The sequence below is a fragment of the Streptomyces cavernae genome (genome assembly GCF_004023625.1).
Taxonomy (GTDB): domain Bacteria; phylum Actinomycetota; class Actinomycetes; order Streptomycetales; family Streptomycetaceae; genus Streptomyces; species Streptomyces cavernae.
The window spans coordinates 157,872-178,076 of sequence record NZ_RPDJ01000006.1 but is presented as its reverse complement, the minus strand read 5'-3'; the positions used below and the strand labels follow the sequence as shown (position 1 = coordinate 178,076).

Below are 20,205 nucleotides of genomic sequence, written 5' to 3'. Positions count from 1 at the left end.
AAGGCCGTCACGAAGGCCCTCTCCACGAAGGACGTCTACTCGAAGCGAGCCGCGAGCAGCACCACGTCCTCGTCGCTGTCCGCCTCGTCCAACCCGTCCGGAAGCACATTGCGCAGAACATGATCGGCGAGCGCGTCGGGGTCCGCCCGCGCGGTTCTGGGGGCGCAGGCCGCCACGGAGTGCAGACGGGCGAAGGCACGGTCCATGGGGTCGCCGGTGCGGCGCAGCAGACCGTCGGTGTACAGCAGCACCGTCTCGCCCGGCGCGGCGGTCACCTCGACGCTCGGCGCCTCCCAGCACGCGAGCATCCCCAGGGGCGCCGACAGCGAGGTCTCCACGTACTCCGTGCGCCGCTCGCCGATCACCAGCGGCGGACTGTGCCCGGCGCCGGCCAGTGTGATCTTGCGCAGTGCCGGCTCGCAGTAGCCGAACAGGGCGGTGGCGCTGCGGGCGGGCTCGGTCAGACGCAGCAGCAGTTCGAGATCGGACAGGACGGCCACCGGGTCCTCGCCCTCCATCACGGCGTACGCCCTCAGCGACGCCCTCATGCGGCCCATGGCGGCGATCGCGCCGGCCCCGGAGCCCGTGACGGAGCCGACCGCGAGGCCGAGCGCGGCGTCGGGCAGCGGCAGCGCGTCGTACCAGTCGCCGCCGCCGCGCGGCCCGGTGCGGTGCCGGGCGGCGAGCTGGACACCGGGGACCCGGGGCAGCCGTGGTGGCAGCAGTTCCTCGGAGATCGTCGCCATGCACGCGCGCGTGCGCTCCAACTCCAGCAGTCGGCCGACGTGTTCGGTGGCGTAACGGGTGTACAGGCCGACGAGGTGGCGTTGACGCTCGACCGGTTCGGCGGGTTCGTCGTACAGCCAGACGGCGGCGCCCAGTCGGCCCGCCGCCTGGGTGGTCAACGGCAGCGCGTAGCTCGCGGCGTAGCCGAGCCGGGAGGCCACCTCCCGGTGATGCGGGTCCAGCCCGTCCTCGGCGAGCAGATCGGGGTGTGAGATTTCCCTCTCTCCACCCGGCAGTCCGGCAGGGGTGTCGAGGAGTCTGCCGTACGGCATGGCGCTGCGTGGCACCGTCTCGATGTGGCCGAGATCCGCCCGGTGCAGGCCCAGGCCGACGGTGGTGTCGGGGCCGTGACCGTCGGCCGGTTCCAGGACGAGAAGCCCTCGCCGGGCACCCACGAGGGCGGCTCCGGCGACGAGCACTTCGTGGAGTGCGTCACACAGCGATGCCGTACGGACCAGGCGTTCGGTCAGGTCGTGAAGAGTCGTGAGGTCGGAGATCCAGCCGGCCAGCCGGTCCTGGAGGACGGCCCCGGGGGCGGTCGGGGAGTGGACGGAAGAAGGACCCGTGGGCGGGTGCGCGGGCGCGACAGTGTGGGCCGGAGCCGGAACCGTTGAATCGATTCCAGCCACTTTCGCAGGGTGCGGGGCGTTCATGGCGTCCGGCTCTCTGACCGGTGCGTATTGCTCAATAGCATCGCAAACCCCCATGTCATTCTGCGCCGCTAGCAGTGTCTCCACATGTACACGCACTCGTGATGAGATGTCCAGCATTGTCCTGCTGGGATTCCTGGTGTCAGTGAGGCGCTTAGAACAAAGCAAAGTTGGCCTAAAACTGCCTCGGGTTACGACATATTGCGGTCGACTGGCATTGTTCGACACAGCGTCACAGCGGTCGTGATGGGTACGTACTCGGTGAAGGCCGGGGTGGTGGGGAAACCCGGAACCCGGCAACGGACCCGGGCGTCTTAACCACCGACGACCGTGCCCCATCCTCCGTGGCGGAGGCGGTTGGAAAAACGCGGGACGGCAAAACGCCAGGCGCCGCCACCCCACGCCAGGCCCATGCTTTTGACCGGCGCAGTATGGACGCGGATACAGCCAACGTTCGGCCCATAGGGGTTCCCCTTGCCTCGCGCAGGGGTGTGATGCGCCAACAGGTACGCACAGTGAAGTGATTGTTACATGGTGTGATGTCGTCCGCAGTGTTCCTCGGCGTGCAACGGAAAGGAACGAGCGCTCATGCGCGAGATCCCCGGAAGGCGACGCAGGCTCCTGTCCAAACGCAATGAGCGGAGCGACAGGGGGCCCGACATGCTCGGGGCGGCCCTGACGTTCGCGACCGAATGGCAGTGGCCCGTGCTCCCGGGTGTGGCACCGGACCCGCGGCTGAGCGGCGGGTGCGGATGCCCCGACCCGGCGTGCTCGGTGCCCGGAGCCCATCCCTTCGACCCCGGGCTGCTCGCGGCCACCACAGACGAGCGCATGGTGCGCTGGTGGTGGACCAACCGCCCCGCGGCCCCCATCGTGCTGGCCACCGGAGGCAAGGCGCCCTGCGCGGTCAGCCTGCCCGCCGTGGCCGCCTCCCGGGCGCTGGCCGCACTCGACCGGGTGGGCATGCGCCTCGGCCCGGTCGTCGCCTCACCGGAGCGCTGGGCGCTGCTCGTGGCCCCGTACTCCCTTGAGCAACTCGGCGAGCTGCTGTACGCAAAGGACTTCGTGCCCGGGTCGCTGCGCTTCCACGGCGAGGGTGGTTATCTGGCACTGCCCCCCTCCGAGACCGGTCGGGGCCAGATCCGGTGGGAGCGGGCACCGCTGCCCGGCTCGGCCGCACCCTGGACGCCCGATGTGGAAGCCGTCGTCGACGCGGTGATCGAGGCCCTCACTCATACGGGTGTGAGCGCGCCCGAGTTGTAGGGAGGTCGGGCGCGCGACGAGCCGTGCGCCCGTGAACGGCCGTTATCTTCGCGCTTATGAACCTCCGCCTGCTCGCGCTCACGGTCGCCCTTCCGCTGGCCGTCGCGTCCGCCGGACCCGTGGGTGACGGGACGGCGGCCGGCGCCGTCGTACATCAGTCCGAGCGCCTCGCTCGCGCTGGTGCGCACCCTGCCGAGGCCTCCTCCGGCGACCTCCTCCGGGACCTCCCCGAGGCACCCTCCGGCCCCTCAGACCTCTCCGGCCTTTCCGCCCTGACGCGTCCCTCCGACGCATCCGAAGACTCTGACGCATCTGAGGACTCTGGCGCATCCGGTGGCTCCGGCGCTTCCGCCGCGCCTTCCGAGGCGCCGGCCGAGGAGGTGTCCGACCCGTACGAACCGGAGGCGCGGCTACTGGGCATCGGGCTGGCCACCGCCGCCCGATGCGGTCCCGAACTCGTCTCCCCCGGCGGTGTCGAGGCGCAGACCTGTGTGATGACCCAGGGGCGGGAGACCTGGGCGCGCACGTACTACCGCAACACGAGCGGGAAGCGGCTGAGCTCCGCGCTGAGCCTCATGGCACCCGACGGCCGAACCGTGCAGACGCAGTGCGCTGTGGCGGCGGACGATGAGCCGGGGGTGTGCGAGACACCGCGGTGGCGGACCGTGGGAGCGACGAGTGCCTACCAGGCCGTGGCCGAGTTCGCGGGAGCGGGCGGCCGGGGGCCGCTGTTGCTGCGCTCCGGGAGCAACTCACCGGTGCCGAGCGCCGGTTGACGTGCCCGAGTGGTGAAAGATCACCGGATGTCCGGTGAGGGAAATGAAAAGACCCGGTTGCTGGCGACGGGGGATGCACCAGCAACCGGGCTACTGAAACGGTAACAAGAGATCGGCTGTTAGCAAATTCGGTCTTGGCTATTCGGACACCGATGTGCTTGTCACGGCGGGGGGTTGTGACAGGAGTCACCTGGTCCATGATCCCTGACCGGCCTGACCGATCAGCCGACCGGTTTTGGCACTCGGCTGTGGGGCGATCGCGGGCCGCCGGAGCGGGCGATCGCGGGCCGCCCGCACGCTCGCCACGGGGCAGTCCCGTTTGTCATCTTGGGCCGCCGCGCGCTCGACCATGGGCGGGCCGTGTCTGCGCTGTGGGCCGGCCCGAGCGGGCGAACCTGGGGTTGTCTTGACTGCGATCCGGGTCGGCCGGGCCGGCGGCCCGTGGGCAGCCGCGTCTGCGACTCGGGCCGCCGCGCGCTCGGCCACGGGTCTGCCGCGTCGACGCTCTGGGCCGACCGGGCGCGCGATCGTGGGCTGTCTGCCTGAGATCTGTCGGCCGGGCTGGCGGCCGGGTCAGCTCAGCGTGACCTGCCGGTTGGTCAGGCCGCCGCGGGCCCGCCGCTCGTCCGGGGTCAGCGGTTCCGTGACGGCGAGCGCCACGGCGAGCCGCTCGGCGAACTCGGCGGCCGGCTTCTCCACGTCGTCGGCCGTCACCCCGGACGGCAGGTCCCACACCGGGACCGTCAGGCCGTGCGCCCGGAAGGAGCCGACCAGCCTGGTGCCTTCGCCGAGCGATGACGTGCCGGCCGCGTGCAGCCGGGCCAGCGCGTCCAGCAGCTGCTCTTCGGGATAGGGCATGACCCAGCGCAGGTGGTTCTTCTCCGGCGTCTCGCACCAGTACGCGGCGTCCACGCCGGAGAGCTTCACTGTCGGGATCGCCGCCGCGTTGGCTCGCTCCAGGGACGCGGCCACCTCCGGGGAGGCGTTCTCCGCGTCCGGTACCCAGAACTCGAAGCCCGGGTGCACGACCGGCTCGAAAGCGCTCTCGGCGTCGAGCACGTCCTGCAGCCGCGGTGCATCGGCCGGGGCGCGGCGGCCCTGCACCGGGGAACCCGGCTCCGCGGTCAGTGCCCGCTGCAGGTTGTCGGCCAGGTCGCGGCTGATGTCTCCGGAGGAGGTGTCGTTCTGCAGGCCGAGCAGGACGGAGCCGTCGTCGCGGCGGAGCGCCGGCCAGGCCATGGGCAGCACCGTCGCCAGGGTCACCGAGGGGACGCCCTCGGGGAGGCCGTCCTTGAGGGTCAGCTCCACCGTGGCGGCGGGGACGAGCTCGCGCAGCGCCACCCAGTCGCACTCGCCGGGCAGTCCTTCGAACGGGCGCTGCACCAGCTCCGTCGCGGCGTGCGCGGCTGCCCGGCCGTGACAGGCCTTGTAGCGGCGGCCACTGCCGCAGGGGCAGGGCTCACGGGCGCCGACGACCGGGATCTCCCCGTTCTGCAGCTGTGGCTTGGCCTTCGTCTGGGGGCGCTTCTTGGCCATCGTGCGTGTCTCCCGGTAACGGCTCGTTTCGTACGGCGTGAGCCTAGCCGTTCGTACGAGGGCCGACGGGAACCTGTGGACAACCTGCCGGGATCCCGGCAGGTGCTGTGGACGAAGTGCAGACCGGCCGGGAGTCAGGGGAGGGTGTCGGCAGACTCATTCGGGTCGTCGAAGGCCTTCAGGGACCGGAGGGCTCATTCAACGTCGTCGAAGGCTTCTGGGAGCGGCGGACTCATTCGAGGTCGTCGAAGGCGTCTCCGAAGTTCAGGTCCGATATAGAGGAGGACGTTGGGCCCCCCACCCGCGCGGGGAAGCTCTCGCGGCGGCTGTGGACGTGGCCGTTCTCCTGGACCACGGCCCATACGGTGACCTCGCCGGGGGCGTCGTCCCGCACGCCCCAGTCGTCGGCCAGCGCCGTGATGATGTTCAGCCCGCGGCCCCCGTGTGCGGTGACCGAGGGCGTCGATGGAACCGGGCGGGTCGGGCCACCACCGTCCGTCACTTCCACCGTGAGCCTGCCTCCGGTGTCGACGCTCCACGCGGCGCGGACGTCGCCGTCCCCGTTCAACTCGTTGCCCAAGGGCCTGCCGTGCCGGCAGGCGTTGCTGAGCAGTTCGGAAAGGATCAGTACGGCATCGTCGATGACCGATTCCGCCACCCCGCCGACGCGCAATTGATCACGCATGCGGTGTCTTGCTGCCCCCACGCCCGCAGGGCCATGGGGTACGGCCATGCTCGACGACGTGGGCACCTCCTGTGCCACCACCAACGCCACCCCCGAGACCTCCTTCGCCCCACGCCACGGGTTGGATGCCCCCTTGGACTGGACCGGAAACCGTCGGATGCACGTGCAATGACGCACTCTTTACAGTCGAATACGGATCGAACGCGCCGGAGCACTCCCTGTAATCGAGTGGCCTGATTTCGACCGTGATTTCGCGGCGAGGCGGGTGTCCGGATCAGCGGCCGAGCTGGTGCAGCACCGCGCGCGGCCGGTTGGTGATGATGGCGTCCACGCCCAGTTCAACGCAGAGATCGACGTCCTCGGGCTCGTTCACGGTCCACACGTGCACTTGATGGCCCATCCGCTTCAGGCGCGAGACGTAGGCCGGATTACTACGCACGATCCGGATGGAGGGGCCGGCGATTCGGACACCCGCCGGAAGTCGTCCGTCGCGCAAACGCGGTGACACGAACTGGAGCAGATAGACCGTCGGCAGAGTCGGTGACGCGGCCCTGACACGATGCAGCGAGCGCGCCGAGAAACTCATGATGCGTACGGGGGACTCGGCGGCACTGTCCGGGGCGTCCAGGCCGAACCGCTTCAGCAGCATCAGCAGTCGTTCCTCGACCTGGCCGGCCCAGCGTGTGGGGTGCTTCGTCTCGATCGCCAGTTCCACTCGGCGCCCGGCGTCCGCGACCAGTCCCAGCAACCGCTCCAACGTCAGCACGGAGGTGTCGGCGCGGCCCCCTGGTTCCTCCTCCCAGTCGGGGGCTTCGTCGCGGTTCTTCCAGGAACCGAAGTCCAGGGCGGCGAGTTCGGCGAGCTCCAGGGCGGAGACCGCGCCGCGCCCGTTCGACGTACGGTTGATGCGGCGGTCATGGACACAGACCAGATGGCCGTCCGCAGTCAGCCGTACATCGCACTCGAGAGCGTCCGCGCCGTCCTCGATGGCCTTCTTGTACGCGGCCAAAGTGTGCTCGGGCGCGTCCTCTGAGGCTCCACGGTGAGCGATGACCTGGATCCGGTGCTGTCGTGCTTGGGTCACCGCGTCATGGTGCCACCCTAGGGGGGTACGCGCGTGCGTGGAGGGTGTCCTGGGAGTGCGCTCCCGGGAAACCCTCTGCCGTCGGTCTCTCCCAGAGGCGGCGATGTGTCCGTTTAGCCGGTCTGATCCCATATAAGGAAAGGTGCCGGACGCACAGCCGCCGCTTATGGTGCCCTGACGGGTCATGGGAAAAGCTTGCGGCATACAAAAAGAGACGCACCGCCACATCGCAACCGGGCCCGTGAACGAACCTGAGACAGCGAGACCGAGTGCGACCAGAAGGACGCCGTGGAGCTAGGAGAAGAGCTGTGAGCACCGAGAACGAGGGCACTCCGGTAACCCCGGCCCCGTCAGCACCTCCCGTGCCGGTGGAATCTCCCGCTCAGGCCGCCGGGAGTGCCCCCACCGCTCCCCTTCCGCCGGTGCCTCCGGGACCCCCCGAAGGCGGTGCTGAGCACGGGTTTTCGTACGCCTCGACCTCCGCGGGCCACTCGGACACCGCGGCGTACGGCCAGGGTGCCGAGTCGGCCTCCTCCCCGGCGGGCACGGGAGCCTGGCCGCCACCTCCACCGCCGGCCCAGCCCGCGTACGCGGCGGGCGGCGGTGCGGGACCGACCTGGGGTGCCCCGTACCAGCAGCCGCAGCCCGGTCCGAAGCCCGGCCGGATGCGCGGTGGGCTGGTCGCCGCCGTCCTGGCGGCTGCCCTGGTCGCGGGCGGTGTCGGTGGTGGCATCGGATACTGGGCGGCGCAGCGCGATGACAATGCCGTCAGCTCGACGACGGTCTCCGCCTCCCAGAGCGGCGGCGACATCAAGCGGGCCGCCGGCACGGTGGCGGGGGTCGCCGCCACGGCGCTGCCCAGCGTCGTCACCATCGAGGCCGAGGGCAGCGACGGCGAGGGCGGAACCGGCACCGGGTTCGTCTACGACCAGCAGGGCCACATCCTTACGAACAACCACGTGGTGGCGTCGGCCGCCGACAGCGGGAAGCTGTCGGCGACCTTCTCGAACGGCAAGAAGTACGAGGCCGAGGTCATCGGCCGCGCCCAGGGCTACGACGTCGCCGTCATCAAGCTCAAGAACGCCCCGGCGAACCTCAAGCCGCTCCCGCTCGGAAACTCCGACCAGGTGGCCGTCGGCGACTCGACCATCGCGATCGGCGCGCCCTTCGGCCTGTCGAACACGGTTACGACGGGCATCATCAGCGCGAAGAACCGCCCCGTTGCCTCCAGTGACGGCAGCGCCAGCAGCAAGGCCTCGTACATGAGCGCACTGCAGACGGACGCGTCGATCAACCCCGGCAACTCCGGCGGCCCGCTCCTCGACGCGCGCGGCAACGTCATCGGCATCAACTCCGCGATCCAGTCCTCGGGCGGCGGTCTCGGCGGCTCCGGTCAGTCCGGCTCCATCGGCCTGGGCTTCGCGATCCCGATCAACCAGGCGAAGAACGTCGCCCAGCAGCTCATCAAGACCGGCAAGCCGGTCTACCCGGTGATCGGCGCGTCGGTCTCGCTGGAGGAGGGCACCGGCGGAGCGAAGATCACCGACCAGGGCGCGGCCGGCGCGGAATCGGTCACACCGGGCGGCCCGGCCGACAAGGCGGGCCTCAAGGCGGGCGACGTCATCACCAAGCTGGACAAGAGGGTGATCGACAGCGGTCCGACCCTGATCGGCGAGATCTGGACCCACCAGCCGGGCGACAAGGTGAAGCTCACCTACACGCGCGACGGTGAGACCCGCACGGCAGAGGTGACGCTGGGCGAGCGAGAAGGCGACAGCTGAGGCGCCACGCCGGGCGGGCCCAGCACGAGGGGCCCACCCGGCGACCACCGACTTCTCCCCCCGGCCGCACCTCGCCTGGTGCGGGTCTCACATAGAGTCTCCGCAGGTCAGAGGCCCTGCTCGGCCTAACTGTGCGCCACGTGATCCCGTCCCCTCCGCACGCCCGGTAGGCTGTAGCCCGCTCCGGGCCCCGGCTTGGAGCGGGGTGGGTTGCCCGAGCGGCCTAAGGGAACGGTCTTGAAAACCGTCGTGGCGCAAGTCACCGTGGGTTCAAATCCCACACCCACCGCTTGCAGGTCAGAGGTATTGCAGGTCAGAAGGGGTGTCTCTCTCCGAAGGGGTACCCCTTCTGTGTGCCGCCTGTCTCACCCTGACTCACCGGTATCCCACCTTTGACCAGTGCGTATGGGCCATCTGTGGGCCAGACGCAGGCCCGTCAGCCCTTGTTCAGTTCCTGCGCGATGAGCTGATTGGAGCGGGACTGCTCGCCGCGAAGGATCTTGGCGTAGAAGCGGAAGAGCACCGCGATGCTGTGGCCGGCGCGGCGGGCCACTTCCACGGGGTCTACCCCCGACTTGATCCATAAGGACACCCCTGCATGGCGCAGGGAGTAGGGCACTTCCGCGAGCGGCGTCGCGGCGTCCTCGGGCGAGAGAACAGCCGCCCGTGCGGCATCCCAAAGATCGCAGTACTCCGTGGAACGGACCCGGCCGCCTTGGGCTGCGCGGAACAGTCGGCCGTCCGGGGCCGTGCCGTACACCGCGATGTGGTCCCGCAGCATCCGTACGAGGACGGGCGGAATCGGCACGGAACGTGTCGCCCCGCGGGCCCGACGCTTGAGGCTGCGTGCCTCGTAGGACGCGCCGTCGTCCGTCCAGCCGCCTCCCACTTCAGGACGGCTCTCACCGAGCAGCAGTTCGCCCCACTCTTGTGCGGCGTCCTCGGTGTCTGGGGGCAGCGTGCAGTCCGCGCGCTTGAGCGAGGCAATCTCAGCGGGCCGCATCGCGGCGTAGTAGAGGCACCCGAAGAACGCTGCCAAGTGCTCGCCACGGGGTCCGGTGTCGCGCACCGCGTCGATGAACGCCTGGGCCAGCGTTGGCCCCGGAACGTACCGGAAGTCGATCTCGTCGTCTGTCTCTGGCGGGGTCCAGTCCACGCGGGCGAGCGGGTTCGCGGACAGCAGGCCCTTCTCGTCCACGGTGTATCGGAGGAAGTTGCTCAGGACCATGCGCTTCCTGCGCGCCGTGTTCTCTGCGGCTTTCTTGCCGTCCATTCGGCGCGAGAGTGCTTCCAGAGCGGGACGGAGAAGAGCCGGGTTCTCCAGGGCGTTAACCTTCATGGAGTACTCAGAGATCCAGGACAGAGCGGCGCGGATGTCGGCTGGAGGTTCCTCCACCGTGTGGCGAGCGGCCATCGCCCCGTCGGGGCCCGGCAGCGCACGGAATGCCCACTGATACAGCGCTGCTCGCAGCGTCTTGGGATCGGGGGCACCCCGGGTCGTTGTGACCAGGGTCGGCACGATCACCGCGAGCGCTTCGGCGATGCCGGCCCGGTGCTTGGCCGCTGCACGCGGCCACTTCATCAAAGCGTATGCAGCGGCATGTTCGTACCAGGTAGGCGACGTAAGCGCGGCCAACTCGCGCGCCGGCAGACCGGTGTCCTCGTCGAATTGCTCGCGGTCCCGGAGAGCAGCCATGAGTTCCGAGCGGCGGCCGTCTGCTTGCGGTTTGAGCTTGAAGCTTTTCGAGTGTGGGCGAGAGCCGACGCGCCAACGCAGCTCATAGGGCTTTTGGCGTCCTGCTCGCTTGCGGATGGACCAAATGTCGACGTCGTACGTGAGCATGTGACTCCCAAAGAGGGCGGGGCCCGCCGTGTTGGCGGACCCCGCGATAGGTGCGGCTGGAGCTAGGCGGCGTTCTGCTCGCAGCGCTCCCACCAGGCGTCCAGGTCCCTCCTGCTGATTCGGACCTGGCCGTTCGGAAGCTTGCGGATTCGGGGGGCCTGGCCACGGGCGCGCATGCGGTAGAAGGCGGCGCGACTCATGCCGATCTCGTCGAGCACTTCGGGGAGCTTGAGCATCTGGGCGCGGGCCACGGTTGCGACTCCTTGTCTCGGGCCTGAGCTGAGTTGGAGGGACATTGCTCTGAGTCGTGACTCATCGCGACTCAGAGCGGGTTTGCTGGGTCGTGAGACGCGATGAGTCACGACTCAGGCGGATGTGGATCCGACGGTTTGAGGGTGATCCCGTTGTAGGTGGCCACCTGTCGGCCGTACGCGTCCCGGGGCCGTGTGCGGTTGAGCTGGGGGATGACGGATAGGAGATTGCGGCCGAAGATCTGTTTCGTGCCAGCGCGGACGCCGTTGTCCTCGGCCCACTCGCGCCAGACGGCCCACAGACTGTCCACGGGCACGCTGCACGTTGGGCCGGTCATGCAGCGTTCGCGGACGAATGCGCTGGTGGGGGATGCGGTGTCCCGCATGGTGGTGACTGCCTCACGGCTGGACGCCGGCTCCGTGATCCGGCCCTTCTGCTGGAGACGGGCGAGTCCCTCAAGTGCCCAGTTGAGGATGCCGGGCATTTCGGCGGTGAGCCGGTCGGTGAGGGTGGGATCTTCCTTGCCCAGCCACGACGTGCGCATGGTGAGCAGGACGAATCGGTTGGCGATGACGCCGGATGAGTCGCCGAAGTGCGGCAGTTCGTTGGACAGGATCACCAGCCGGGTGGGCAGCTTGCCGGTCCACTGCTCGCGGTACTTGCGGTCGACGTCGATGGTGTCCTCACCCGAGATGGTCAGCAGTCGTTCGACGATCTGACTGTTGTCGTTGCCGGACAGCCGGGCGTCGGAGATGACCGCGAGGGGTTTGCCGACGAGGGTGGCCAGTCCGAAGTTGGTGCCGAGTCCGGCGAGTGTGGGCCCGGCGAGGTTCTCTTTGCCGACCAGCGCTTTCAGTACGCGGGCGATGGTGCCTTTGCCGGAACGGGTCGGGCCGACCATGAGCAGGATCTTCTGTTGGTCGGTGCGGCCGGAGAGGACGTAGCCGAACCATTCCTGTACTGCGCGGATGGCGTCGGCGTCGTCGGGCCAGATCTGCGTCAGGAACCGTTCCCACGTCGGGGCGGTTGCGGTGGGGTCGTAGGCGAAGGGGACGGAGACGAAGTTGAAGAAGCCGGGCGTGTGTGGCAGCAGTGCGCGGTCGCGGATCCTGAGCAGGCCGTTCTCACAGGCCACGATCGGCCCGTCGTCCTGCTCGCCGTCGCCGTCGAGCCACGCGGGTGCGTCGGTGTCGGTGGGCAGGAGCGTGATGGCGCCCAACGCGTCCAGAAGGTTGCTGATCTTCTGCTTCGTCGGGGCCCAGTCGCGTTCCTCGGTCTCACCATCCTTGGCGGGCGCCCGGTAGACGGCGTGCTCAAGACGCTCGTACATCGCGGCGCGCACCTGCGCTTCGTCCATCTCGCGCCAGCAGGTGCCGTTCCAACGCATCCACGAACCGCGCCAGCGCCGGCACATGAGCTGTCCGTCCTCGGTCTGCCAGTCGGGCAGCAGATGGCGGGCGACGGCCAGGGGGTTGGACGGCGCGGGGAGTTCCTCGGTCTCGGGGGCGGGTTGGTCGGTCACGCGGCATCCCTCCCTTCCTCGGGGGTGCGGAGCGGGCAGGTGTCGCGGTGGGCTTCGTGGTCGGTGATCAGGGCGAGTACACGGGCGTGGCCGATGGCGCTGCGGTCCCGGCCGCACGCGCACCGCGAGGTGGCGGTAGGCACGGCGCCTCGGGGCGCGACGATGTGCAGCCACCCAATGGGGTAGCGGCCGTCGTCACGGCGTCGGTCAGAGCGAAGTGCAGTTCGGACGCCCTTGCGGGCGGCGACCTTCGGCTCGCCTACGGCCGTGGTGTCCACAGGCTGTGGAGCGGCGTGCGCCCCGGTGGCGGCAGGGGTTGGGCAGTCCAGGTGGGGGGAGTTGGCGCCGGTCATGCGGCCTCCCGCGGTGTGGCATGGGCGATGATCCAGTCCATGGCGCTGCGGATGGTGGTGCGGCATTCGGCCGGCGGCAGTCCGGTGGCCTCCCCTGCCCCCTGGATTGCCTGCTCGGCCACGTGCCGGGGGAGGTGGCCCCATGCGACGAACCGGGCAATCTTGCACGCGCTCTTGTGGAGCGTGTTGTTGCGGCCGTCCGGCCCGCCCTGGGTCGCCGCGCGGATGACCGCGCACTCACGGTCCAGCGCGGTTTGTGCGGCGCGGGTGCCGTCCCGTACCGGGGCCAGGTCGACGGCGGCCGGGGGCTTGTGCTGCTCGGTGAGCAGTGCGGCCAGCCATGCTGGCAGCGGTGTCACGGGGGCGTTGTCGGTGATCTCGTACACCCCGTCTGGGGTGGTGCTGCCGGGGGCGACGACGTAGCCGCCCCACGCTCGGGTGTCGATGTGCGGCCCGAGGCGGTTGGCGCTGTTCTTCAGCCGCACTCCGGCGGGGGCGGTGAAGTACAGGTGCTCTCCGCCGCGCGCGGTCCGCACCCGGTATGTACGCGGGACGGTGTGGCCGGTGCGCTCGCAGAGCGCCGCAAGGGAAGTCGCGCCGTCAGGCGCTCCTTTCGGCTCTTCAGGCTTGAGGACGTCCAGGTCGATGACGAGCAGTCCGGCCGGGCCGGTGGCGATGCCGACGTTGTACGGGCGGGTCGCCCAGGTGGCGTGGATGAGCGCGGGGTCGGTGGTGGCGCGCTGTTCGGGTTTGCGGTGGCCGTTCGCGCAGCGTCCGGTGCCGGGGCAGGCCCGTTCGGGGTGTCCGGCGGGCCGCTTGGCCCGAGGGTGCAGGGGAATGACGGGCCAACCGCGTTCGGCCGCGGTCAGTGCGGTGGCGAGCAGGGGCAGGCAGGCCAGATCGGCGGTCAGGATGCCGCTCACGCAGCCACCCCCAGCGTGCGGGAGGCGAGGAACGCGCGGCCGATCCACTCCGTGTAGGCGGGGGACAGGGCCTCCCGCAGACGGAGGTGATCGGTGGACCAGTCGATCTGCTTCGCGGCGCGGATCTCCTCCACGGTGGCCTTGCCTCCACCCTTCCCGTACGCGGCCACGTACGGGCCTTCCCGGTACTCGCCGTGCCGGTAGCCGCGCACGTAGCCGCGGTGTTTGGGATGGGCGGGCTGCCGGGTGGTCCAGCCTCCGAGTTCGAAGTAGCGGTGCATGAGTACCGCGAGTCCGAACTGTTCCCCGCACAGGCGGATGTCCTTGCGGACTTCGGAGCCGGGCACGTTCTTGATCACGTACGGCCGGCCCGTTGCCTCCAGCGCGGCGCGGGTCGGGGCAATGAGTCGGGGGTAGGCGCGGCCGATCGCCGCGTTGCGAGCCGCGTTCGTGCCCTTGGTGGGCGCACCCTCGCCCTGGCAGGGCGGTGAGGCGTGGATGAAGTCGAATTCGTGGCCGTGGGCGCGGATGAACTCGATCGCGTCGCCCTGCTGGAAGGCGTCACCGTAGTAGTCCGGCTGCTCCTGGATGTCGACGCCGGTGATGTGGCAGTTGACGAACGCGCGCCGGTAGCCCTTGGCGGCGCCGCCGATGCACGAGAACGCATCGAGCACACGGACGGGTTCGAGCAGGGCGAGCAGTCGCCCGATGTCGGGTCGATGGGTCATTCTGGATGTCTCCAGTTCCTAGATGGATGCTGGCTGACAAGGGCGGCCCCGTGATCTTTGGCGAGATGAGGGGGGCCGCCCTTGGCGTAGCTAGGTGTTCTTGGAACGGGCGAGTTTGAGGGTGATTCCGCCGATGCCGATGGGTCCGGCGGCGCCAGCGATGACGGTGGCGGTGTGGGCGGCGACGTCGAGCAGCCAGCACAGGGCGGCGGCCAGTCCCCAGCCGCCGGCGACCACGGCCCCGGCGATCGCGAAGGGGAGGACGATGCGCCGCCACGGGATGCCGGGCGGGGTGTCGTTGGCGACGAACACGACCGGCTGCCCGGTCGCCTGAGCGCGCTGGAAGACGTCGGCGGGGATGTGCGGGGCCATCTGGTCGGGCGGGGTGTGCTGGCTCATTTCAGGCTCCCTCGGGGTGAGCCACGGGCCCGCGCCGAAGGTGGCGCGGGCCCGTGCGGATGAGTGCGTGATGGACGCTGTGCTTGTCGTGCGGCTTGTCGTCTCTCTTGTCGTGCGGCTTGTCGTCTGGCTTGTCGCTTGTCTTGTCTTGTCGCTTGTCGCCTCCCAGGTCACAAGCCGTTTCCGGGACTCGTGGCCCCGACAGGCGACATGTGGTGAAGCGAGGACGACAAGCGACAAGCGATCAGTCGCCGGACGCGTGCGAGCGATGGATGTAGCGGGCTTTGGTGCCCTCCCCGACGCGGACGGCGGTGCCGTCTTGCATCCACGTTTTCAGCCAGCCGACGACCGTCTGACGGGTCGTTCCGTACTGGTCCGCGAGCGCGCGGGCGATCGCGGAGGCTCCGGTGCCCTGGGGCCCGGCGGCGATCAGCGCGGCGAGCGCGGCCTGTTGCGCGGGGCTGTCCTGCTCACCCCGCAGCGCCGACAGGTTCAGCCCTGCCGGCCGGCCCGGCCCGTCGCCCTGCTCGGGGGTGCGGGGGTCGGGCGCGGTGGCGAACTGCGCGTCGATCTCCTCACGGAACCGGCGCGCCAACGCATCCTCCGCTGACTCCGGCTGCTCGCTCAGCGCGGACAGACGCAGCGCCCCCGGCATGGTGGGTGACGCGTCGTCGGCGCCGTCCGCCGCGACCTGGTCGCGCATCCATGCGGTGCGGTCGGCATCCCAGCGCCGCGCGTAGGCGGGCCCGGCGGCCTTGGCGGAGATGTCATCGAGCCGGGGGTGCCGGTCGGATGTGGCGGCGGTGATCTCCCGAATTTGGTTCGGGAGGATCCGCCACGCCTTGAACAACGCGGCCGGCGACTCTGGGGTCCCCATGAACCCGGCTCCCTTGTGCGGGGCCTGGTCCACCCGCAGGCCGCGGGAGCCTGGGAACATCTTGGACAGGTCCATGCCCTCGGTCTCACCGCCGGTGAGGGCGACGCGAACCTTGGCTTCCCGGCGGATCATCAGGTTGTTCAGCACAGCGCCGGTGGCTCCGAGCGCGGTGATGACGGTGCGCACGCCCATGGCGCGGGCGATCCGGATCACTTCCAGGATCTTTTCCCCGAGTTTGCGGATCTGCCGGTCCGGGCTGGCCAGGATCTCCGCGCCCTCGTCAATGACGAGCATGATCTGAGGAATCTTGGCGCTGACCGGCAGCAGATCCGTGTTGGCCTTGGACAGAAGGTCCTGGTAGCCCATCTTGCGCTGCTTGGCCACGCGCACGGCCGCATCGAGCATGGTCAGGGCTTCGTCGTAGGTGCCGGCGAGCCAGTCGACGCCGGGCCGCACAGGCTTGCCGTCCTCCCGTGTGATCTCCCCGTTCAGGGCGGGCAGCACCCAGGGCAGGCCAGCCGATCCGGCATTCAGGTCGATCACCCACGTGAGGATGTCCTCGGCGCGGGCGAACCCGGCGAGGATCGCGTGCACCATGTTCGTCTTGCCCGATCCGGTCGGGCCGACGATCAGTGCGCACTGTTCACGCAGGTAGGCGAGGATCTGTTCGGCGTTGGTGCGGTAGCCCCACGGGATGCCGGTGTGCACGGAAAGCGGCCCGTAGTCGGCGGGGTAGGTGCGCTCTTCTTCCAGGACGTTGACCGTGGTCACGTCGATGATGACCCGCCCCTGGTGGATGCCGGGGGAGGCAGTGGCCGTACAGCCGTGCGGCAACCGGGCGTCCGCGGACAGCCTCGGGGACTCGGCTGCAATCTTGTTCCAGGTGGCGCCGCCGGGCGGGAGTTCGGCGTCGATGGAGAACCCGGCGCCGGTCTCCCACATCTCAACTCCCAGCACGCGCACGGTGATCGAGCAGACGCGCTGAATGCGGTCGACCCATTCCGCGGCGATCGCACGACGCTCCGCGGACAACTCCGCGGCAATGGCCCGCTGTTCAGCCGCGATGGCCTCCTCTTCCCGCGCTTCCTCATACAGCGCGCTGGATCGTGTGGCGGCGCCGATGCCGACACCGATCGTGGCGAGCGAGCCGAGGGCGGCCCAGGTGAGCGGGCCGTGGGTCATGGCCCAGGTGGTCCAGCCGGCGCCGACGAGCCAGGACGCGGCCTTGGTGGCGAGGGTGCGGCCGGCGTTGCGTACCCGCAGGCCGACCACGGTGTGGCCGATGGCGCCGGCGGCGCCGACGGCGAGGGCCCAGCCGGGGGGCATGGCGGTGGCGGCGCCGGTGGTGGCGACGGCGAAGGCTCCGGTGGTGGCGGACAGGGCGCCGGTCACGGGTCCGTGACCGGCAGCCCAGTCCAGCACCGGGCCACTGCTCGCGTTCTTGTTGGCGGTGGCGGTGCTGCTCATGGTTAGACGTTCCAGCCCTTCTCGGCCTCGGTGCCGTTGCGGGGGTCCTCGTGGCGGGCGATGTCCTGCTCGTGGGCCTGACGGAAGAGCGGGCCCATGTCCTCCGCGACGGCGACGGCGCTCATCAGGGCGCCGAAGATGTCGTTGAAGCCGTCCGCGACTTCCTTCTCCAGCGGGAACTCGCTGTCGGAGCGCTCGGCGAGGATCTTCATCACGTTCGCCACGCTGGTCAGCGCGGCCGGGAGCCCTTCGACCATGGCGAGGATCTCCATGGCGTTCTCGGGGTCGTACTGGTTGGCGGCCTGCTCCATCTCGGAGGCGGCCTCTTCGAACCGGAAACCGGACACGTGCTCTCCTTCACTCACCTCGGGTGTGGTGCTGGTGGGGACCGTGGCCGCGGGCCGCTCCACGCCGTCCGCGATGCCGTCCGTGCCGTCCTTCGCGGCCTCCGCATCGGCGGCGGCCTCCTGCTCGCGCAGCTTCTTGCGCGTGGCCTCGTCGCGCTCCGCGCGCTGCTCAGCCGCCGTGCGGACCAGGCCGCGGAACAGGCGGCGCCCGGGGTACATCAGCCACGGGATATCGAACTTGCGTCCGATGGGGGTGGTGATCAGTCCGAGCAGTCCGATGGGCAGGGCGAGCAGCGCGGCGAGCAGGCGGCGGCCGTGGAAGCGGGCCGCTGACCTGCGCAGCGCCTTTCGGGCGGCCTTGCGGGCGGGGGCCTTGCGGACCGCGGCACGCTGCGCCGCCACCGTGTTGCCGGCCCTGGCGTCCCGCTTGGCCCGGTTCTTGGCGATCGCCGCATCCCGTACAGCGCGGGCCTTACGGGCGGCACCACCCAGCAGGCGGCCCCCGCCGTTCCCGCGTTTGCCCAACTGGCCCTTGCCCGCTGGTGTCTTGGTGTTGCGGCGGGCGTCCGCTACCGCGCGGCGGGCGGCGGTGGTCTGCGCCCGCTTGTCCGCACGGGATGCGCCCCCGGCTTGCTGCGCTGCCCGGAGGGCCCTTATCTGTTCGCCTCGGCCGGGTGCCTTGCCCGTGGCGCTGGCCGTGCGCTTGGACGCGCCGTGACCGGGCTTCCCGGTGTTCTTTCCGCTGGTAGCGGTGCTGCCGTGCCGCCCGGCCGGGCCAGTGCCACGACGGTGCCGACCCGGCACGCCGCCGGACCGGCCGGCGCCACCGGAACGAGAGCCTGACGAACGGCTTCCGCCGCGGTTGGCACCGGCTCCCGCGCCGCCGCGGCGAAGGACCGTGCTGCGGGCGGCCGTGCGGTCGGCAGCACGGGCAGCGGCCCGGCGGGCGTCACGGCGGGTGTTGGGCTTGCGGGACCGGGTGGCGGCGACCGTGCCGAGCACGACTATGCCGGTAGCGGCCACAGCCGCGGCGATCGGTCCACCAGCCAGGGAGGCAGCGGCGACCGCGCCGACCGTGCTGTTCGCTCCTGAGAGGGCGAGCGGGACGATGGGCCAGCCACCAGGCGTGTGCTCTACCTCCTTCGCATCCTTCGCCGCGGCGGGCGCGGGGTCGGGCGGCGGGGGCGGTGTGGTTGGGGCAGCCTCGACGGCTACCGGCTCTGTGCTGAGTTCCGTCATGCTGAGAGCACTCCTTATGGGGAGTAGGGCCCGGCCGGGGCTGTAGGAGGTGTTCGGCCGGGCCTGCCAACAGGGCTTATGCGGTGCTCTGTTCCTCGGTGGCGATGCACGTGCCGCAGATCCCGTACGAGCGGGGGATGCAGTAGCCGACGTCGAGTCGGCAGCGGGGGCAGGTGCGGCGGGCGAGCATCGCCAGGGCGAGCGCGCCCCACTTCCGCGACGTCATCGGCCGCACGGGCTTCGCGCGGTCGATGCGGTAGAGGTAGGCGACCTGGGCGCCGCCGACGCGCCGGTTGCGGCGCATCACCTGCGCGGCGATCGGCTGGCCACCCGGCCGTAAGCCGCGGGCGCGGAGCTGACGGCGGGTGGCCAAACCGTCCGGGGCGAGCCGGTAGGGGTAGGTCGGGATGCCGTAGCGGGCGCCGTTGGGGTCGAAGCAGTCGGCGTAGGCGTGGGACATGGCAGCGTCCTCCCGCTCAACCGGCGATGGTGGCGGGGAAGTCGGCCAGGTACGGCTCACGCGCTTTGACCCGGCCGCGCGCCGTGCGGGCGGTCGACTCCGACGCTCCGAGCCCTGCCGCGGCCATTGTCTGGGTCATGCGGGCGGTGCTCGGCTGAGTGAAGTCGGTGCCGTACAGGGCCCGTACCAACTGATCCACCCGGTTCGGGTAGACCACCGGCATGCACAGGTCGACGGCCGTCGACGGACGCTCGACGGGAGACGCGTCCGGGGCGACGGGCGTCGAAGCGTCCTCGACGCTGTGCACTGCCGCCGGGAGTTCCGGGACCGGACCGGCGTCGTGGCGGGGCTCGACGGGCGGGACGACCGCGGGGCGGTCGACGCTCACGATGACGGGCGTCGACGGTCCTTCGACGCCCGGCGGGGGCGTCGCGACGCCCGTCGACGTTCGGCGGGCGAGGTAGGCGTGCACCTGCCGCATCAGTGCACCGAACGCCAGCAGCGCGGCCACCGGGGGAACCGCGGCAACCACGTAGTTGAGCGCGCCGGCATCCTGCCCCACCCCGGCCACGTTCAGCGCGATGGAAGCGCCATCCCCTGCGGTGACCAGCATGATTGCCCACCAGTCGACCCGGTGGGCGAGCGAGGCACGCAGGATGAGCAGCTCACCGATCACGATGAACAGATCCACCGTGGCCGGCCACGCCCATGAGCGGGCCACCGCTTCGGCCATGCCGTGCGCGGCGGCGACTTCCTGCAAGTGCTCATACGACAGCCAGAACGCCACCGCGGTCAGCACCACCGTGAGCGCCGCGGCGACCGCGGTGATGGCGTGGTCCACATTGACGGGCGTCGACGGTGCTTCGACGGGCGTCAACGATGCGTCGACGCGGGTCGGGGCGCTCATGCCGCCGTCGCTTCCGCCGGTACCGGAGCGCACACGTCGCCGTAACCGACCAGCTCCACCGCCGCGCCCGCATACGCGGCCACCGCGCGCAGGACGCGTGTGCGGCCGTCGTTCTGCTCGCGGTAGAGCACCACGTCCGGGGCGATGCCCAGGGCCTCCCGCCATGCCTCGAAGCCGGGCAGGCCGGAGTGGAGCGAGAGCTCCAACCGCTCCGGGTAGACGGGCGAGACGCTCACGGTCGGCGCCGGGAGGTGCCCGAAGTCCGCGGCCAGCAGGCGCAGCGCGCGCATGGGCACGGTCAGATCGTCCAGCGTCGGCGTCTCGGTA

Annotated in this window: 19 protein-coding genes and 1 tRNA gene; 4 read left to right on the top strand and 16 right to left on the bottom strand. The window is 70.3% G+C overall.

What is annotated here, in order from left to right; translation table 11 throughout:
• Positions 1-35: 35 nt before the first annotated feature.
• The gene (locus EF387_RS17315) at positions 36-1,556 is read right to left on the bottom strand and encodes a PP2C family protein-serine/threonine phosphatase (RefSeq protein WP_128377453.1); all 1,521 of its coding nucleotides are present in this window, start codon (positions 1,554-1,556) and stop codon (positions 36-38) included.
• 468 nt (positions 1,557-2,024) lie between these two features.
• Here EF387_RS17315 and EF387_RS17310 point away from each other — a divergent pair, with 468 nt between their 5' ends.
• Positions 2,025-2,699 (top strand): bifunctional DNA primase/polymerase, encoded by a 675-nt coding sequence (locus EF387_RS17310; RefSeq protein ID WP_128377452.1) that lies wholly within the window; start codon positions 2,025-2,027, stop codon positions 2,697-2,699.
• Positions 2,700-2,755: 56 nt separating this feature from the next.
• Positions 2,756-3,475 (top strand): hypothetical protein, encoded by a 720-nt coding sequence (locus tag EF387_RS17305; protein ID WP_128377451.1) that lies wholly within the window; start codon positions 2,756-2,758, stop codon positions 3,473-3,475.
• Positions 3,476-4,048: 573 nt separating this feature from the next.
• On the opposite strand, the gene EF387_RS17300 is transcribed toward EF387_RS17305, so the two are convergent.
• The 3 genes from EF387_RS17300 to EF387_RS17290 all read right to left on the bottom strand — a co-directional run bounded on the left by EF387_RS17300 (position 4,049) and on the right by EF387_RS17290 (position 6,780).
• Complete coding sequence (locus tag EF387_RS17300; RefSeq protein ID WP_128377450.1) at positions 4,049-5,011, bottom strand: DUF5926 family protein; 963 nt, start codon at positions 5,009-5,011, stop codon at positions 4,049-4,051.
• Between the two features lie 232 nt (positions 5,012-5,243).
• Complete coding sequence (locus EF387_RS17295; RefSeq protein WP_128377449.1) at positions 5,244-5,873, bottom strand: ATP-binding protein; 630 nt, start codon at positions 5,871-5,873, stop codon at positions 5,244-5,246.
• Between the two features lie 97 nt (positions 5,874-5,970).
• On the bottom strand, positions 5,971-6,780 hold the full coding sequence (locus tag EF387_RS17290) for a glycerophosphodiester phosphodiesterase (protein ID WP_128377448.1): 810 nt from the start codon (positions 6,778-6,780) through the stop codon (positions 5,971-5,973).
• A gap of 308 nt (positions 6,781-7,088) precedes the next feature.
• On the opposite strand from EF387_RS17290, the gene EF387_RS17280 reads away from it, so the two are divergent.
• Together EF387_RS17280 and EF387_RS17275 are read left to right on the top strand one after the other, a co-directional pair.
• Positions 7,089-8,561 (top strand): S1C family serine protease, encoded by a 1,473-nt coding sequence (locus EF387_RS17280; RefSeq protein ID WP_128377447.1) that lies wholly within the window; start codon positions 7,089-7,091, stop codon positions 8,559-8,561.
• Between the two features lie 204 nt (positions 8,562-8,765).
• Positions 8,766-8,850, top strand: a tRNA-Ser gene (locus tag EF387_RS17275).
• A 147-nt stretch (positions 8,851-8,997) separates the two neighbouring features.
• Here the strand turns inward: EF387_RS17275 and EF387_RS17270 are convergent.
• The 12 genes from EF387_RS17270 to EF387_RS17210 form a co-directional block, all read right to left on the bottom strand.
• Positions 8,998-10,404: a tyrosine-type recombinase/integrase gene (locus EF387_RS17270; RefSeq protein ID WP_128377446.1), complete on the bottom strand. Its 1,407-nt coding sequence runs from the start codon at positions 10,402-10,404 to the stop codon at positions 8,998-9,000.
• Between the two features lie 62 nt (positions 10,405-10,466).
• Positions 10,467-10,655, bottom strand: coding sequence for a helix-turn-helix transcriptional regulator (locus tag EF387_RS17265; protein WP_128377445.1), 189 nt, complete (start codon positions 10,653-10,655; stop codon positions 10,467-10,469).
• Between the two features lie 107 nt (positions 10,656-10,762).
• Positions 10,763-12,178, bottom strand: a complete 1,416-nt coding sequence (locus EF387_RS17260; protein ID WP_238431564.1) for a DNA primase family protein — start codon at positions 12,176-12,178, stop codon at positions 10,763-10,765.
• Positions 12,175-12,531, bottom strand: a complete 357-nt coding sequence (locus EF387_RS48380; protein WP_238431563.1) for a hypothetical protein — start codon at positions 12,529-12,531, stop codon at positions 12,175-12,177. Before EF387_RS48380 ends, EF387_RS17260 begins: the two co-directional genes overlap by 4 nt.
• The gene (locus EF387_RS17250) at positions 12,528-13,454 is read right to left on the bottom strand and encodes a bifunctional DNA primase/polymerase (RefSeq protein ID WP_238431562.1); all 927 of its coding nucleotides are present in this window, start codon (positions 13,452-13,454) and stop codon (positions 12,528-12,530) included. Before EF387_RS17250 ends, EF387_RS48380 begins: the two co-directional genes overlap by 4 nt.
• Entirely contained in the window at positions 13,451-14,182 is a 732-nt protein-coding gene (locus tag EF387_RS17245; protein ID WP_128377444.1) for a class I SAM-dependent methyltransferase, read from the bottom strand. The genes EF387_RS17250 and EF387_RS17245 overlap by 4 nt, the downstream gene beginning before the upstream one ends.
• A gap of 90 nt (positions 14,183-14,272) precedes the next feature.
• Positions 14,273-14,581 carry a hypothetical protein gene (locus EF387_RS17240; RefSeq protein WP_128377443.1) on the bottom strand — a complete coding sequence of 103 codons (309 nt, stop codon included), beginning with the start codon at positions 14,579-14,581 and terminating at the stop codon, positions 14,273-14,275.
• A 244-nt stretch (positions 14,582-14,825) separates the two neighbouring features.
• Entirely contained in the window at positions 14,826-16,925 is a 2,100-nt protein-coding gene (locus EF387_RS17235) for a hypothetical protein (RefSeq protein WP_155589768.1), read from the bottom strand.
• Positions 16,926-16,927: 2 nt separating this feature from the next.
• On the bottom strand, positions 16,928-18,511 hold the full coding sequence (locus EF387_RS17225; RefSeq protein WP_128377440.1) for a hypothetical protein: 1,584 nt from the start codon (positions 18,509-18,511) through the stop codon (positions 16,928-16,930).
• A 76-nt stretch (positions 18,512-18,587) separates the two neighbouring features.
• Positions 18,588-18,971, bottom strand: coding sequence for an RRQRL motif-containing zinc-binding protein (locus EF387_RS17220; protein WP_128377439.1), 384 nt, complete (start codon positions 18,969-18,971; stop codon positions 18,588-18,590).
• Positions 18,972-18,987: 16 nt separating this feature from the next.
• Complete coding sequence (locus EF387_RS17215; RefSeq protein ID WP_128377438.1) at positions 18,988-19,878, bottom strand: DUF2637 domain-containing protein; 891 nt, start codon at positions 19,876-19,878, stop codon at positions 18,988-18,990.
• Entirely contained in the window at positions 19,875-20,168 is a 294-nt protein-coding gene (locus EF387_RS17210) for a hypothetical protein (protein ID WP_128377648.1), read from the bottom strand. The genes EF387_RS17215 and EF387_RS17210 overlap by 4 nt, the downstream gene beginning before the upstream one ends.
• Positions 20,169-20,205: the final 37 nt, after the last annotated feature.

Bases quoted from the DNA above. Each gene is read 5' to 3' on its own strand.
- EF387_RS17315 (WP_128377453.1), bottom strand. From the start codon at position 1,556: ATGCTGGACATCTCATCACGAGTGCGTGTACATGTGGAGACACTGCTA.
- EF387_RS17310 (WP_128377452.1), top strand. From the start codon at position 2,025: ATGCGCGAGATCCCCGGAAGGCGACGCAGGCTCCTGTCCAAACGCAAT.
- EF387_RS17305 (WP_128377451.1), top strand. From the start codon at position 2,756: ATGAACCTCCGCCTGCTCGCGCTCACGGTCGCCCTTCCGCTGGCCGTC.
- EF387_RS17300 (WP_128377450.1), bottom strand. From the start codon at position 5,011: ATGGCCAAGAAGCGCCCCCAGACGAAGGCCAAGCCACAGCTGCAGAAC.
- EF387_RS17270 (WP_128377446.1), bottom strand. From the start codon at position 10,404: ATGCTCACGTACGACGTCGACATTTGGTCCATCCGCAAGCGAGCAGGA.
- EF387_RS48380 (WP_238431563.1), bottom strand. From the start codon at position 12,531: ATGACCGGCGCCAACTCCCCCCACCTGGACTGCCCAACCCCTGCCGCC.
- EF387_RS17245 (WP_128377444.1), bottom strand. From the start codon at position 14,182: ATGACCCATCGACCCGACATCGGGCGACTGCTCGCCCTGCTCGAACCC.
- EF387_RS17240 (WP_128377443.1), bottom strand. From the start codon at position 14,581: ATGAGCCAGCACACCCCGCCCGACCAGATGGCCCCGCACATCCCCGCC.
- EF387_RS17235 (WP_155589768.1), bottom strand. From the start codon at position 16,925: ATGAGCAGCACCGCCACCGCCAACAAGAACGCGAGCAGTGGCCCGGTG.
- EF387_RS17225 (WP_128377440.1), bottom strand. From the start codon at position 18,511: ATGACGGAACTCAGCACAGAGCCGGTAGCCGTCGAGGCTGCCCCAACC.
- EF387_RS17220 (WP_128377439.1), bottom strand. From the start codon at position 18,971: ATGTCCCACGCCTACGCCGACTGCTTCGACCCCAACGGCGCCCGCTAC.
- EF387_RS17215 (WP_128377438.1), bottom strand. From the start codon at position 19,878: ATGAGCGCCCCGACCCGCGTCGACGCATCGTTGACGCCCGTCGAAGCA.
- EF387_RS17210 (WP_128377648.1), bottom strand. From the start codon at position 20,168: ATGCGCGCGCTGCGCCTGCTGGCCGCGGACTTCGGGCACCTCCCGGCG.